A 17,241-nucleotide genomic window follows, 5' to 3' on the forward strand; every position below is an offset into this window, starting at 1 on the left:
TTGAATTTGATTGGTAATCTGAGATGAAAATAAAAAAAGATAGGCTTAAAATAAAAAATCCTCCATAATGGAGGATCATTAATTAAAATAGAAAAAGAATGATGTTTTAATGTTTCTTTCAGTTTGTGTGTATGTGCCACAATCATCTACCATTCCTTTTTATATAAACTATTAAGCATTCTAACTGATTAGAATTAAAGTTCAAGAATAAAGTATTAAAAAATTTGCAAGTAAATGAAATAGTTATAGTGTTTTTTTTTAGACTAAAAATCCATTTTTATTAATCAGAAATGGAAAAAATGATACAAAATAAGCAATATTTAAATATTGAAAAAGTAAATTATTTTATAATTTTTTAATAAATTTAAAAAAATTTCTGTCGAAAAAATGATACTAACCTTGCTAATGAAGCTATTGTCGGTAGAGGATGATTATTAGTAATGTTATTATTACCAATTATAAATTAATTTAAGTAATTATCAGGTACCTAAAATGACAAAGAAAAATGCTTTTGAACCATTAACATTACCCAATGGTGTTGAATTAAAGAATCGCATAATTATGGCACCAATGACTACTTGTTCTGGATTTTATGAAGGTTCTGTAACATCCGATCTAATTGAATATTACAATGCCAGATCTGGAGAAATTGGAACTATTATTGTCGAATGTGGTTTTGTCGATCAAAAAGGGTTAGCTTTTCCTGGAGCTATTGGACTAGATAGTGATGACAAAATTGAGGGTTTAGCAAAAATAGCTCATGCAATTAAAGAAAAAGGTTCAAAAGCAATCATTCAGGTTTATCATGGAGGTAGAATGGTGGAGCCCAAGCTTATTGGTGGACTCTCCCCTGTAGGCCCTAGTGCGATTGCTGCCCCTAGACCTGAAGCAGCTACTCCAATAGAACTAACGGCGAATGAAGTAGATCAAATGATCGAAAAATTTGGAGAAGCAGTTAGACGAGCTATCCAAGCAGGTTTTGATGGTATAGAAATCCACGGTGCTAATACCTATTTAATTCAGCAATTTTATTCACCAAATTCAAATCAACGCAATGACAAATGGGGTGGGAGTCGGGATAATCGAACAAGATTCCCCTTAGCCGTTTTGGATATAACTCACAATATTGTTAAGAAGTTTGGGAACTCTGATTTTATTATTGGCTATCGTTTTTCACCAGAAGAGCTAGAAATACCAGGTATTCGTTTTGATGATACTATGTATTTACTTGAGAAATTAGCTGAAAAAGGTTTAGATTATGTTCATTTTTCAATGGGAACGATATTAAGATCCTCGATTGTCAATATTGAAGATCCAACACCATTGATTAAAAAATATGTTGCAATGCGTTCTGACACATTAGCTAAAATTCCAGTTGTCGGGGTTGGTAATGTAATTAATCAAACCGATTTAGAATCTGCCTTAGAAAATGGTTATGATTTAGTTGCTGTTGGTCGTGCCTGCATTGCCTATCCAGATTGGACAAGTCGAATCAAAAATGGTGAAAAGCTTGAATTGTTTATCAATAGCGATAAGCGAGAAGAACTCAAAATCCCAGTGCCATTATGGCATTTTCCGTTAGTTGAAAGTTTAATTCGAGATGTAAATTTAAATAACAAAAAATTTAAACCAGGTAATTATCAAGAAAAAGTCAATGATGAATCCTATGAATTTACGATCAATGTTGAATTAGCAAAAGAATATATTAAAGACATGCAATTAGTTAATGCAAATAATTTTGATGATAATGTATTAAGTAATTTTAATGAAATAAAAGATAGAATTATTAGTTCAAATAGTCCTCATGTTGACACTATTTCTGGTGCTACAACTCAATGTGAAGCATTTAAAAAAGCGGTAACTAAGGCCATGGTTAAATCCAATAAAGATGCCATTTTGGCCGAAGGTGGTGATCCCGATGATAAATCTTTTGATATTGTTATTGTTGGAAGCGGAGGCGCGGGATTAGCAGCGGCAATTCGTGCACATGATTTAGGTGCCAATGTAGTCATTATTGAAAAAATGTCAGTCATTGGGGGAAATACCAATAAAGCATCGGCCGGTATGAATGCTGCAGAAACTAAATTTCAAAAACTGAAAGGAATCATCGATAGTAAAGATCTTTTCTATAAAGAAACAATGATTGGAGGAAAAAACAAAAATAATCCTGATTTGTTACGTTATTTTGTTGACAATGCTCCAGATGCTATTGATTGGTTAGATAAAAATGGCATTACGTTAAGTGGTATTACCACAACTGGAGGCATGAGTATCGATCGAACTCATCGACCAGAAAGTGGGGCTGCGGTAGGTGGTTTTTTAATAAGTGGATTGGTAAAAAATATCAATAATCGTGGTATTGAAGTTATGCTTGATACCAACGTCACTAAAATTTTAACTGAAAATCATAAAGTAACAGGGGTGGAAGTTACCCAAGAAGATGGTTCAATTCATACCATTAAAACAAAAGCAGTAATCATTGCTACCGGTGGATTTGGCGCAAATAGAGAAATGGTTGAAAAATATCGCCCAGATCTCAAAGGTTTTGTGACAACTAATCATAAAGGAGCAACAGGATCGGGAATTACCATCCTAGAAAAGCTTGGTGCAGGTACGGTGGATATGAAAGAAATTCAAATTCATCCTACTGTAGAACAAACAACTGCTTATCTCATTTCTGAATCAATTCGTGGTGGAGGTGCAATATTAATATCACAAGATGGAAAACGCTTTGTTAATGAATTAGATACACGTGATAAAGTTTCTAATAGTATCAATAATTTACCAGAACATTATGCTTATATTTTATTTGATCAACAAGTTCGTGATGAAAATAAATCGGTAGAGGAGTATGTTTCACGTAATTTAGTGACTCAAGCCAATACTATTGATGAATTAGCTAAACAGTTATCCATTGATGCAAATACATTGACTGAAACAATAAAACGTTATGATAATTTTATTTTTAATAAACATGATGAAGATTTTGGTCGAACAACAGGGATGCGTCATCCTATTAATAAAGGTCCATTTTATGCGATAAAAATTGCACCAGGAATACATCATACTATGGGAGGAGTAACTATCAATCCGGAAACACAAGTATTAGATACTCAACATCATGTTATTGAAGGTGTCTTTGCCGCTGGTGAGGTGGTTGGAGGCGTACATGGTGCCAATCGTATTGGTGGAAATGCTGTTGCAGATATCATTATCTTTGGCTTACAGGCAGGCAAAAAAGCTACAGATTATATTCATCAATATTAAATTAGTAGTTTGAATATATTCGATTTTATTAAAATCAACGGTTCTATTGAAGTTTGATTAGACTAGAAAAGCCGTTGTTTAGGTGGAATATTTATATTATCAGAAACTTGATAACTAATTTGTTATTAAATTTCACCTAATAGAGGTGATCTCCGTGAATTTAGGTAATGATAAACATCTAGTCAAAATTAATCTAATGTTATTATTAAATTATTCCTAAATTTTCTTAAAGGAGTATGTATTGCGCAATGAATAAGATCATATCATGATCTATAAAGTAGCAAATATATAAAGTAAATGTTTTTCGATAAATTCATTGAAAAATAAAATAATAAAATTAATAAACACCTATAATTTTACTTGCCAAATAATTAACGATTAACAAAATTAAATAATTATCTAAAAAGTAATTTTTTTAAACTAAATTAAATCTTTTTAAAACAAGAAGGAAAATGCAATGGATACAATAAAAAAGCCACCGGTTAAATGGCTACCATTTATTATTATCGCTGCTATTTCAGCCATTTTATGGCTATTTGTATTACCTCCTGATGGAATCAGTATAGAAGGATGGCGGACAAGTATTATTTTTGTGGCTACTATTGCTTGTATTGTTGCAGAAATTATGCCTATTGGCGCAATTGGTTTACTGGCGATTACCATTTTTGCGGTGTTAAGACCATCTGGAGCTGCTTCTGCAACGGAATCAATTAAAATCGCGCTAAGCGAATTAAATAGTACATTAATATGGCTTATTGTTATCGCTTTTATGATCGCTCGTGGTTTTATTAAAACAGGGTTAAGTAAACGTATCGCTTATTACCTAGTGAAAATTCTCGGACGAAATACATTAGGTTTAGCCTATGGATTATCAGTAACTGATATTGCTTTAGCACCTGCAATTCCAAGTACCACAGCTCGAGCGGGAGGCGTAATTTACCCAATTGCTGAAGCTTTAGCCATTAATTTTAATTCAAATCCTAAAGATGATTCACGAAACCGCATTGGAACTTTTTTGATGCTAACGATCAGTCATATCAATGATATTACATCGGCAATGTTTTTAACGGCATTCACTGGAAATCTACTGGCGGCTAAATTAGTAACATCTTCGCTTGGCATAACATTAGGTTGGGGTCAATGGTTTATTGCTGCTATTGCTCCTTGTTTAGCTTCTTTCATCATCATTCCGTTAGTTATCTATTTTTTGACCAATCCAGAACTTAAAAAAACACCTGAAGCACCAAAATTAGCGACAGAAGAACTTAAAAAAATGGGTCCCGTTACTGGTAAAGAAATTATAATGGGAAGTACAGTGATACTACTTTTGGTATTTTGGATTTTTGGTAATAAATTGGATATTGACTCGACTACTACAGCTTTTATTGGCTTAACTCTATTAATTTTAACAGGCGTATTGAGTTGGGATGATATTAAAGGAGAAAAAGCTGCTTGGGATACTTTAATTTGGTTTGCAGCCTTACTTATGATGGCAGGACAAGTAAACAAACTTGGGGTAACTAAGTGGTTAGGTAATACTATAGGTAATGCAATAGAAGGGCATTTAGGTGAAAGTAGTTGGGTGCTTGTTATTATTATATTATGTACCGTTTACGTTTATTTACACTACTTTTTTGCTAGCGGTAATGCTCATATTGCAGCTTTGTTTCCTGTATTTTTATCTGTAGCAATTGCACTCGGTGTACCACAAATGATAGCTATCTTTGCACTAGTCATTTGTACAAATTATTTTGGTTCAATTACACAATTTGCCAACGCTAGGAACCCACTATTATTCGCTGAAGGATTTGTACCGGTAAAAACATGGTGGAAAGTTGGTTTTGTATGTAGTGTTGTGAATTTGATTATTGTTTTCACCATTGGGTTACTATGGTGGAAAATGATAGGATTAGGTCAATAAAGTAATTTTTACTCGAGAAATGTTTTTACTGCTAGTTTAACTAGCGGTAAAAACATATTAATAAAATTTATTCAACTTATTACAATTGATAACTTCCAATCATCGACTGTTTTCCAATATTTTTGCTCTTGTTCTAAATCAAGCAGAATAAGTTTATTATTTTCAATGAATGTCTCATCAATCTCTAAAGTAATATTTGTTAATTTGTCATCAATTAATTTCAAACGAAAAGCATTTAAATTCAGATCATTATTACGCTGATTATTGATTAATATTGATATTCTTAATATCTGTAATAAAGATATGATATGCTTATATTCAAAAAGACTAAAATATGGCAAATTATCAATATTTATAGATTTTCTATGATAACGAACAAGAGAAGATAAAAGAAGTTGTTGTTCTTCATTAAATCCTGGAAGATTACTGTTTTGTAAGATATAACTTGAATGTTTATGTATAGAAGAAAAATTGATTTTTAATCCTACTTCGTGTAATTGTGCTGCCCAGTATAATATTGACTCCAAATGCATCGGAATAGTTATAGGAGACTGTCTCTTCCACTGTGAATATAAATATTTGGTTGTTTTAACAACCTGTTTTGCATGCCGTTCGTCTATATTATAATGTTGAGAAAGGGACTCAGCTGTCGTTTCTCTAATATCTCGATAATTGGGACCATCAATGAGCTCATATAATACGCCTTCACGTAGGGCACCAGGACAATATCGTAAAGCTTGTAAATCTAATGCATCAAAAACACCACTAAATATAGCAAGACCACTGACAAAAACATCTTTTCTTTCATCGGAAAGGGATGGGTATTGAATATCATAGAAAGAGTCAAATTCTAGAATATAATTGATTAGATCATCTAACCGTTTTTGAGTTATGATTCCATCACTGACGCCCAAATCCAACAGTATTTTGTAAATGGATTTGATTGTACCTGATGTACCAAAAGCAATACTAATATTCTGTTTTTTTATGGTATTAATAATGCTTTCTATTTGTTGTGCCGCGGCAAGTTTAGCTCGTTGGAAAGATATTTTATCGATCTTTTTTTGGGAAAAAAACTGCTTTGTATAAGTGACACATCCCATTGGTCTACTCGCAACGATGTACGGTTTAAGATTATTCCCTTTACCTATTGCTATCTCAGTCGATCCTCCACCTATATCTATAACAAAATTTGTATTAGTTATATTGGTCGATTCGGTTGTCATCGTTCCCAGATAAATTAAGCGAGCTTCCTCTTGCCCAGAAATAATTTCAATAGGATAAGGTATTACTTTAGCCGCTTGAGTCAAAAATATCTGTTTGTTTTTGGCAATACGTAATGTGTGTGTTGCGACAATCCTTACATTTTCAATGGGAAAATCTTTTAATCGCTCAGCAAACAAAGCAAGGCATTCTACGCCACGTTTGATACTTGATTCACTTAACTCATTATTTTCATTTAATCCAGTAGCTAAATGAATATGTTTTTTATTTTTATAAATAATTTGTGAAGTACCATTTATACAACGAGCAATGACCATATGAAAACTATTTGACCCAAGATCAATCACAGCATATTCATTTAATTTAGTCATTTCCTAATTCCTTATACAATTGTTTCTAATTGTTTTAAATAATCATAGATAGCATGTTGTGCTCTAATTTTCTTCTTATTACCTCTTAATACATAATTATTAGTATTATCTTTATCAATAATTCTGGCTTTAACATTGTCATTACATTGGATATTAAAAATATCATGAATCGTCGATCTTAAAATAGGGTCAAAAATTTTAACGCCAACTTCAATACGATTATCAAGATTTCTAGGCATCCAATCTGCTGAAGAAATATAGGTATCTTTTTTTCCATCATTTTCAAAAATATAAACACGAGCATGTTCTAAATATTGATCAACAATGCTGGTCACAAAGATATTTTCACTTAAATGAGGTATTTGAGGAACTAATACGCAAGTCCCTCGAACAATCATTCTAATTTTCACTCCTGCACATGATGCCCGATAAAGTGCATCAATCATTTCTTTATCGGTTATCGCATTGAGTTTTAGATAAATACCTGCAGATTTTCCTGCTTTAGCATTTGTTATTTCTCGTTCAATAAACTCATGAAATCGTAATCGTGTGTTTTGAGGAGAAACCAGCAAATAATTGAAAGATACTGGTTTAAATGGATTTTCAATAAAATTGAAAACTTTTTTTACTTCATCAGTTATAGCGGGATCTGCTGTTAATAATGAAAAATCGGTATAAATTCGGGCAGTTCTTTCATTAAAATTACCTGAACCAATATGAGCATAACGGACAATTTCATCATTTTCCTTGCGGTCAATTAAAAATAACTTGGCATGGATTTTTAATTTTGGTTGTGAATAGATAACTTTAATACCACTACTGATCAATCTTTTGGCCCATTTTATATTTGCTTCTTCATCAAAACGAGCTTGTAATTCAACTACAACCGTTACTTTTTTTCCATTATTGGCTGCATTTATAGCGGCATGAATAAAGCGAGAATCTTTTGCGACACGATAAATATTCATTCTTATGTGGGTCACGGCAGGATCGAAAGAGGCCTGTCGCATAATTTCTAATACATGACCAAATGAATAATAAGGATAATATAGTAGGACATCACGATCTTTGATTGCTGCAAAAGAATTTCTGAATTGTTTGAATCTATTATAAACAAGATTAGGCACATGTTTATTCATCAAATTTTTAATACCTAGATCTGGAAATTTAACCAAATCTTTAAAATTAGGATATCTTCCTCCAGGCATGGCATCTTGTTCAGTTAATCTTAATTTGTTAATAAGCAATTCAAATAATGCTCTTGGCATATCCTTTTGATAGGTAAATCGAACTGGTTGAGCTGTTAATCGTTGTTTTAATCCTTGAGACATCAGTTCAAGCAAACTATCTAATTCGGTATTTAATTCATATTCAGCATCGCGATTTATATTGATTGAATAAGCATTTAGTTCTAATGCATCAAAAAAAACTTTAAATATCTCAGGGAGACAATAACGTAAAATATTATCTAGAAATATAATTGATTTATTTTTTGTCGACACTTCAGAAGGAAGTAAAACGAATCGTGAAACATTGTCGGTTGGTAGTTCGAGTAGTGCATAACTAATGCTCGTTTCGCAAATTATTTCAACAGCTAAATAGGCATGATCGTCTTTTAAAAATTGAATCAATTCCGTATGACTATCAAGTAGGATAGGGGTAATATACTGTCTTAAATTATTTTTGTAATAATTTTTTATCCAATTTTCTTGATAAGAAGATAACTGCCTTTCATTAATCAAAAAAATCTGATTTCTGGCCATTTCAAGTAATAATTCGTTATAAAGCTGATCAAACTGAAGTTCTAATTGAATAACTTTTTGATTAACTTGGCGTAAAAGCTGTTTTGAATTTGATGAACCTTGAGATTGTTCTTGTTCAATCAAAACATATTTTTTTAGATTAGCAAATTGTACTTTATAAAATTCATCAAGATTACTGGAGTATATTCCTAAAAATCGAATACGCTCAATAAGCGGATTACTTTTATCAGCGGCTTCTTGTAAAACACGCTGATTAAAAGACAACCAACTTAGTTCTTTTGGAAAGTATACTTTTTCTGATAGCATTTTTATCTCTTACAATTTATTAATACTGTATATTTACAGGATAACTTAAGTAAAAAAAAAAGCTAGCACATAGCTAGCTTTTTATATTTAATTAACGATATTAGAATTAATTAAATTCTATGAACTGAAGTTGTGTTGGTTGTTCCGCTTGGAACTAATGCTCCTGATACCATCACAATTGTATCACCTTGGTTTAAACCGCAATGTTTAACTGCCATTTCTTTACCTAAACGGTAAAAATCATCAGTAGAGTTAATTGCATCAATTAAAATAGGCTCTACACCTTTAGATAATGCTAATTGATTAACGGTTTTTTGACTTGATGATAATGCTAAAATACGCGCTTTAGGGAAATAATGACGTACTTCACGTGCAGATTTGCCACTGCGAGTTGCAACAACAATCAATGGAACATTGAGTCGTTCTGCAATTTCAACTGCACCACAACAAACTGCTGCTGTAATTCGTAATTTTTCTTCTTTAGCGGTAAGTTCCAATGAAGCAGGAATAGTACTATCTGTACGTTTACAAATAGTTGCCATGACATTCACCGTTTCAAGTGGGTATTTACCTTTAGCACTTTCGCCTGATAACATCACTGCATCAGTTCCATCAATGATTGCGTTAGCTACATCACCCGCTTCAGCACGAGTAGGGCGAGGATTTTTTATCATTGAATCAAGCATTTGTGTTGCAGTAATAACTGGTTTTGATGCTCGATTACATTTTTTAATCATCATTTTTTGAGCAAAGATAACTTCTTCAACCGCAATTTCAACACCTAAATCACCACGAGCAACCATAATACCATCTGATGCTTCTAATATTTCGTCAAAATTATCTAAACCTTCTTGGTTTTCAATTTTAGAAATAATTTTGATATCTTCACCGCCATGAGTTTTTAAGTGAGCGCGGATATCTTCAACATCTGAACGTTTACGAATAAATGAAGCAGCAATAAAGTCAACGCCTTGTTCACAACCAAAGATAAGATCATTTTTATCTTTTTCAGCTAGAGCTGGTAATTTAATTGAAACACCTGGTAAGTTAATACCTTTATTTTCTCCCAAATCACCATTATTTAAAACTGTACAGATAACTTCATTACCTTTAATTTCTTTAACATCCATAGCAATTAAGCCATCATCAACTAGCACGCGATTACCTGGTTTTAGATCATGCGCAAAACCATCATAGGTAACAGCAACACGCTCAGAATTACCAACGACATTCTTATCAGTGGTAAAAGTAAAAGTTTGACCAGCTACTAATGAAACGTCATTTCCGCCTTCTAACTTAATAGTACGAATTTCAGGACCTTTGGTATCTAGCATGATTGCAGCTTTTAAGCCAGTTTCTTGCATTACTTCTCGTAAATTCTTTATTCGATTACCATGCTCTTCATAATCACCATGAGAAAAATTTAAACGCATAACGTTCATTCCTGCGTTTAATAATTTGGCTAGCATCTCTTTTGATTCAGATTTAGGACCTATGGTACAAACTATTTTTGTCTTTTTCATAATATTTTCTACTAGTTGTTAAAGTTAATGTTTAAAATTTAAATAATCTTTTTTCGCAAAAAAAATCAATGTCTGATGATTGATTAGATTGGTATATAGAGAGATGAGTAACTACAAAATAGTTACATAACTTAAATAAAATATTTGAAGAATTATTCATTTTCATTAAAGCTTGGACATCTACGAAACTGAAGTCATTATATTCTTAACTACATTTAAAATAAAGCTTTTTGTAATGAAATTGTCTCAATTAGCCACTAAAAAACACTTTAATAATATAAATATTTGTCAAAATGTTTGAGGAAATGCATACGTTTTAATCACATTAACTCTTTAAGTTTATAAGTAAGTTCGCTATCTTCATTCTTTAGAATTAATTGATCCTTTGTTAATTCAATCTTTGCACCTTTAACAATTAAGTCTTCAATAACTGCATCTAATTCACCTAGTTCTCTATCAGGACAAGCCATTTTGGTCATAGCTAAACCTGCTCCTTTAATAACATTATCATTTAATGCAACTTTACCAGAAAATAAATTACACATTTTTCCTGTTATTGTCATATTTTCACCGAATTCTAATTCAGCATACTTATCAGATGCGATTTCTTGTCCATTAGCCTTTACTAGCACAAAGTGGTGATGCATAAGATCGGTATCTTTGACATTGTTTGATTTATTACAACCAGAAATGGTTAAAGCTGTAGCAATTAAAGGTAAAATAAAAATCGTTTTTTTCATTTAAACTCCTAATAAAAAGTTTAATTTGCTATAATTGAGCACAATTTAGATTATTAACAGAGCATTTTACTCTCTATGTTATCTCAACAGCAACTAAAAGATTTAAAATCAACGACTTTCTTAGATAAACATAAAATAATAAAACTGGCTAAAAAAGATCATTTTGAGAATGATATTAATTTGGCTATACAAGCAGCTAACCAGCATTACCAAGCCCGAGTATTGTCGTTACCAAATAAAATTCATTATCCTGACAATTTACCTGTATCTGAAAAAAAACAGGCGATTTATGATGCTATAAAAAACCATCAAGTTGTCATTATTGCAGGTGAAACGGGGTCAGGTAAAACGACACAAATTCCGAAGATTTGTTTAGAGCTAGGTTTAGGGATTAAAGGATATATTGGTCATACGCAACCAAGACGATTAGCAGCTCGTTCTGTTGCAAATCGTATTGCGGAAGAATTAAAAACAGAAATAGGGCAGTTAGTTGGTTATAAAGTTAGATTTTCAGATCATGTGAGTGAAACAACATTAATAAAATTAATGACTGATGGTATATTACTTGCTGAAATCCAAAAAGATAAATTGTTGCTACAATATGATACTATTATTATTGATGAAGCTCATGAACGTAGTTTAAATATTGACTTTATTTTAGGTTATCTCAAGCAATTATTACCTAAACGTCCAGATTTGAAAGTAATAATTACGTCAGCAACCATTGATGTGGAACGATTTTCTAATCACTTTAATCAAGCGCCAATAATTGAAGTTTCTGGACGAACTTATCCTGTTGAAGTGAGATACCGTCCACCCATTTTCAATGAAGAAGATGATACAAATAACGATTTTCAACCTATTCTTGATGCTATTGAGGAACTATCAGCAGAAAGCTTTGGTGACATATTAATATTTTTAACTGGTGAACGGGAAATTCGTGATGTTGCCGATATACTTAATAAATTAGAATTACGCCATACCGATATTTTACCTTTATATGCTAGATTATCTGCAACAGAACAAAATCGCATATTCCAATCCCATTCCAAACGTCGAATTATTCTTGCAACTAATGTCGCAGAAACATCATTAACTGTACCAGGAATTAAATATGTAATCGATCCTGGTTTAGCCAGAATTAGTCGTTATAGCTATCGAACAAAAGTCCAGCGATTACCAATTGAACCGATATCTCAAGCTTCGGCTAATCAACGAAAAGGTCGTTGTGGGCGTACCTCGGATGGTATATGTATTCGTTTATATGATGAAAAGGATTTTTTATCCCGACCAGAATTTACTGATCCCGAAATATTACGAACTAATTTAGCTTCGGTAATTTTGCAAATGACTTCATTAGGTTTAGGTAATATCGCAGCGTTTCCTTTTGTCGAAGCACCTGATTCCAGATATATTCGTGATGGTATTCGATTATTAGAAGAGCTTGGTGCAATATACATTAAGCATCATCAGTATCATTTAACTGAAACAGGTAAAATTTTAGCTCAATTGCCTATTGATCCAAGATTGGCCAGAATGTTAGTAGAAGCAAGGCGATCAGGTTGTACAAAAGAAATAATGATAATTACAGCAGCCTTGTCTATCCAAGACCCAAGAGAAAGACCATTTGATAAACAACAAGCTTCTGATGAAAAACATCGCCGTTTTGCAGATAAAGAATCAGACTTTTTATCTTTAATTAATTTGTGGAATTACATCCAAGAACAGCAAGATCTTTTATCTGGAAATCAATTTAGACGATTATGTCAAAAAGAATTTTTAAATTATCTTCGTATCAGGGAATGGCAAGATGTCTATACGCAAATTAGACAGACCATCAAACAATTAGCTTTTCCAATAAACAGTAAAGCTGCTGATTATATTTCCTTACATACTTCTTTGTTGAGTGGGTTATTATCTCATATTGGCATGAAAGAAATTGAAAAACGTGAATATATCGGTGCCCGAAATATTAAGTTTGCAATCTTTCCAAATTCAGCACTTTTTAAAAGTCAGCCGAAATGGTGTATTGTTAGCGAACTGGTCGAAACAAGTCGATTATGGGGGAGAACTGCAGCTAAAATTGAATCAGAATGGATCGAGCCTATAGCCCAACATTTGATTAAATACAGTTATAGTGAGCCAAGATGGTCTAAAAAGCAGGGCACCACAATAGCCAACGAAAAAGTAACATTATTTGGTTTACCAATTGTTGCTAGTCGTATAGTTAATTACAGTAAAATTGATCCAGTTTTAAGTCGTTCTTTATTTATCAGGCACGCATTAGTTGAAGGTGATTGGTTAACTAATCACAAATTTTATAAACAAAATCAAAAATTAATCAAGGAAGTTGAAGATCTTGAACATAAATCTCGTCGCCAAGATATTTTAATTGACGACGATGAGCTTTACGAATTCTATGATAAACGTATTGACGATTCAGTTATTTCTACAAAACATTTTGATAGTTGGTGGAAACAAAAGCAAAAATCTCAACCTGATTATCTTAATATTGAAAAGCAGATGCTGATCAAACAATCAGCACAGCTGGTTAATCTAAGTGACTTCCCTGATTTCTGGTATCAAGATAATTTTAAATTAGCATTAGAGTATCAATTTGATATTGGTCATAATCGTGACGGCGTCACAATTAAAATCCCTATTGATTTGTTAAATCAAATAAAAAATAGAGGATTTGATTGGCAAGTTCCTGGATTCAGGAAAGATTTAATTATTGCCTTAATTAAATCATTACCAAAGTCATTACGTCGTAATCTTGTTCCTGCACCGAATTATGCAGAAGCATTTTTAGAGAGAATAAAAACAACAGACCAACCAATTCTTGAAAGTTTAGAAAATGAATTTCGCAAAATGACTGGAGTAAAAATCACATCTGAAGATTGGCAACTAGATCAGGTTCCCGATTATTTAAAAATGACATTTAGCATTATTAATAGCAATAATGAAGAAATTGCATCAGGCAAAGATTTAGTCTTATTGAAAGAACAGTTAAAAAATGAAGTTCAAAAAGCTTTATCCACTTTAACTACCAAAAAAATAGTATCCATTGAGCAAAGTAATATAACTGATTGGAATTTTGGTACATTACCTACAACTTATGAAGAAAAACAGAAAAATTATACAGTTAAAGCTTATCCTGCACTTATCGATCATCAAGATTCAGTTAGTATCGAATTAGTTGATAATCAAGAGGAACAACAAAAATTAAATAAATTGGGTCTTAGACGTTTGTTAATGCTGAATATTCCTTCACCAATCAAATATTTACATGAAAAATTACCGAATAAATCCAAATTAGGACTTTATTTTAATTCTTTTGGTACCGTATTAATGTTGATTGATGATTGTATTGCTTGTGCTGTTGATGAATTAATAGATAAATATAATCAAAATATTCAAAATCAAGATCAATATCAAAAATTGCTTGATTATACCAAAACAAATATCAATGAAACGGTTATAGATATTGCTAAACAGGTAGAAAGTATTTTGACTTTACACTATAACATTAACAAAAAATTAAAAGGTCGAGTTGATCTATCATTAGCTTTTGCTCTGTCAGACATAAAAAGGCAACTTAGTAATCTAGTTTATAAAGGTTTTGTTGCTGATTCGGGTTATAAACGACTTGCTGATGTTTATCGTTATTTACTAGCAATTGAAAAAAGAATTGAAAAACTTATGGGTAATGTAACAAAAGATAGACAATCAATGAATATTATTGAGGAAGTTGAAAATCAATATGAAAAATGGGTTAATAGCTTGCCACAAATTGTTAGATCTAAAGATAGTGTCATTAATATACGTTGGATGATTGAAGAGTTAAGAGTGAATCTATTTGCTCAGCAATTAGGAACCCCTTATCCAATTTCACCTAAACGAGTTAAACAACAGATCGAACTTGTAAAATCTGAATTATAAATATTAGGATGAGCATTTCAGGTTTGAAAATTAGAACATGAAATAATAAGAAGGAAATAAAAGAGAAAGTAGGGCGTGGAATACGCCCATCTTCAAAAATGCTACTTGTAAAGATCTACAAATACAGTGATATTAGGTCCTTTGGTATCATGAGCTACTCGAGCAATATGATAATATTTAGCTCCATTTTCAATCGCTCTTTTACCTGCTTGATAAGAAATTTCATGATCAGTTACATAATATCCTCGGAATTTAATAGTATCAAAAGCAACCATTTTTGCGGCAGTAGCATCATTCAACTCTTGAATTTTTCTTCCGTCAGGAAGCGTTACAGTGTAACGTGTTAAGCGTTGTGGTTCGGTTGCAACTGCAGGTGCAACATCAGTTGAAGCAGTTTCAGTTATTTTTGTTTGTGTTGTCTTTGTGGTAGATTGATCTATTACTTTTACTTTATTATTAAATTTGTCTGCATAAAATTTTTCATTAAATGCTGATGGTGAATAATAACCAGGTTTTTCAACTTGCATCGCAGCTTCACCACCTTGAGCAAGTGCAAGTTGGCCAGCTTCAGAATCATAAGGAATGGCGTTTTCAGGTTGAAGTTTACGCTCTGGAGCATCTTTTTTAAACAAGTAAGCTGCGACTTGGATATTGCTGCCTAATTCAGAACGAGAATCAATATAAAAAGCGTAAGCACCTTTTGTTAAAGCTTCTTTTGCAACAGCTTGATTTAAATCAATTTCACTAGGAAAGTATCCACGTATACGCACAATATTAAAAGGTTCTAAACGAATCGCCTTAGATTTTGGATATTCAAATACACCTTCAAATTTACGAAATTTCTCTGCTGTTTCAACAGCTTTTGGTGCATCTGACTTATATAATTTAGCGTAAACGATACGCAATGTATCATTCGATGGACTGATATTAGTAGTAGTTATATAGAATGCTGAAGCACCTTCTTTATCAGCTGCTTTTGACATAGCCATGACATAATCATTATCGGTATAAAAAGCACCACGAACAGTAATTTGTTTAAAAGATTGAAGATCTTTAGCTTGATCTTCATTTAATTGTTGAGCTGCAAATGAGCTAATTGGACTCGCAGCGATAGTCGCTACAATAAGAGTTTTCTTTAAACTTATCATATTTGATTAACCTTAGAATTAACTTAGTTAACATTTTATCATGAAATAAATTACTTTCCCAAAACAATTAAAGCGTTTAAATTTTTGATGAAAATATATTTTCCTTTCACGGATAAAATATCAAGTTCTTGAAATTTAGTTAAAATTCGACTAACAGTTTCAATGGTTAATCCTAGGTAATTAGCGATATCGGTTCTACTCATAGATAACTTTATATTCAATGAAGTATGACCACGTTTTTCATAACGTTTATAAAGAGAATAAATAAAATAGGCTAGACGTTCATCAGCCTTTTTTTGTGAATAACATAAAACTAATTTTTGAAAATTATAGATATCATTACTTAATAATTTTAAAATCATATCTCTTGTAGTTTTATTTGTATCAACCAATTCCATTAATTCATCATAGCGAAGTTCGCATATAGAAACATTATTTAATGCTTTAACAGTATAGTTATAAACCCTTGTTGAAATGGAGTCTAACCCAACAATATCACCTGGTAAATAAAAACCATTGATTTGTTCATTACCATTTGAAGTAGTAACATAGGTTTTTAATGCGCCTGAATGGATGATGAATAATTTTGTGAAAGAAGTGTTTTCGTGAATTAAGATCTCATCTTTTATATAAGACTTTTTACGATCTAACACTGTATGTAGGGTATTATTGAGTAACATTGGGATACATAGTGATCCGGTACTGCACAATTCACATGGGACAGAATAGCTTTTTGATCGTAATGACTTATATTTAGTTTGCATCTTTCTGAAAGTGTTAATCCATTAGTTGACAAGAACAATGTATTCTATAATAAAAAACGAAGAGTAGTTAGATATTATTTTTTTATTTACAAAAATAATCTAATATCTTTATAGAAATACAAAAAACCTTTATATTTCATATAAAACTACACTAAACTGATATAATTTATATCTTATATAAAAATTGATAAAAGTCAAGAATAACGATTAAGTTCAAAATAAAAGAAGAGAAGAAAAGAGGGCTAAAAAATATTAAACAGTAGCTAAATACA

At 31.8% G+C, this 17,241-nt stretch carries 9 protein-coding genes; 3 read left to right on the forward strand and 6 right to left on the reverse strand.

The window, feature by feature from the left end; all coding sequences use genetic code 11:
• The first annotated feature begins 492 nt into the window (after positions 1-492).
• Positions 493-3,267, forward strand: coding sequence for a flavocytochrome c (locus tag H3T96_RS12545; protein ID WP_144092930.1), 2,775 nt, complete (start codon positions 493-495; stop codon positions 3,265-3,267).
• 457 nt (positions 3,268-3,724) lie between these two features.
• Positions 3,725-5,188: a DASS family sodium-coupled anion symporter gene (locus H3T96_RS12550; protein ID WP_144092928.1), complete on the forward strand. Its 1,464-nt coding sequence runs from the start codon at positions 3,725-3,727 to the stop codon at positions 5,186-5,188.
• A gap of 71 nt (positions 5,189-5,259) precedes the next feature.
• Here the strand turns inward: H3T96_RS12550 and H3T96_RS12555 are convergent, their stop codons facing one another.
• The 4 genes from H3T96_RS12555 to H3T96_RS12570 all read right to left on the reverse strand — a co-directional run bounded on the left by H3T96_RS12555 (position 5,260) and on the right by H3T96_RS12570 (position 11,115).
• Complete coding sequence (locus tag H3T96_RS12555) at positions 5,260-6,783, reverse strand: exopolyphosphatase (RefSeq protein WP_144092926.1); 1,524 nt, start codon at positions 6,781-6,783, stop codon at positions 5,260-5,262.
• An 11-nt stretch (positions 6,784-6,794) separates the two neighbouring features.
• Positions 6,795-8,852, reverse strand: coding sequence for a polyphosphate kinase 1 (ppk1, locus tag H3T96_RS12560; protein ID WP_144092924.1), 2,058 nt, complete (start codon positions 8,850-8,852; stop codon positions 6,795-6,797).
• Between the two features lie 110 nt (positions 8,853-8,962).
• A complete protein-coding gene (pykF, locus tag H3T96_RS12565; RefSeq protein WP_065737070.1) occupies positions 8,963-10,375 on the reverse strand; it encodes a pyruvate kinase PykF in 1,413 nt (470 codons plus the stop codon).
• Positions 10,376-10,695: 320 nt separating this feature from the next.
• Positions 10,696-11,115 (reverse strand): META domain-containing protein, encoded by a 420-nt coding sequence (locus H3T96_RS12570; RefSeq protein ID WP_144092922.1) that lies wholly within the window; start codon positions 11,113-11,115, stop codon positions 10,696-10,698.
• Positions 11,116-11,190: 75 nt separating this feature from the next.
• On the opposite strand from H3T96_RS12570, the gene hrpA reads away from it, so the two are divergent.
• A complete protein-coding gene (gene hrpA, locus H3T96_RS12575; protein WP_144092920.1) occupies positions 11,191-15,057 on the forward strand; it encodes an ATP-dependent RNA helicase HrpA in 3,867 nt (1,288 codons plus the stop codon).
• A 101-nt stretch (positions 15,058-15,158) separates the two neighbouring features.
• On the opposite strand, the gene H3T96_RS12580 is transcribed toward hrpA, so the two are convergent.
• Positions 15,159-16,205, reverse strand: coding sequence for a YdgH/BhsA/McbA-like domain containing protein (locus H3T96_RS12580; RefSeq protein ID WP_086327664.1), 1,047 nt, complete (start codon positions 16,203-16,205; stop codon positions 15,159-15,161).
• 50 nt (positions 16,206-16,255) lie between these two features.
• Positions 16,256-16,885: a cyclic nucleotide-binding domain-containing protein gene (locus H3T96_RS12585; RefSeq protein ID WP_172398353.1), complete on the reverse strand. Its 630-nt coding sequence runs from the start codon at positions 16,883-16,885 to the stop codon at positions 16,256-16,258.
• Between the last annotated feature and the right edge of the window lie 356 nt (positions 16,886-17,241).

Origin of the sequence: Gilliamella sp. W8136, from assembly GCF_016101285.1 — a bacterium.
In the GTDB taxonomy this organism is placed as follows: domain Bacteria; phylum Pseudomonadota; class Gammaproteobacteria; order Enterobacterales; family Orbaceae; genus Gilliamella; species Gilliamella apicola_N.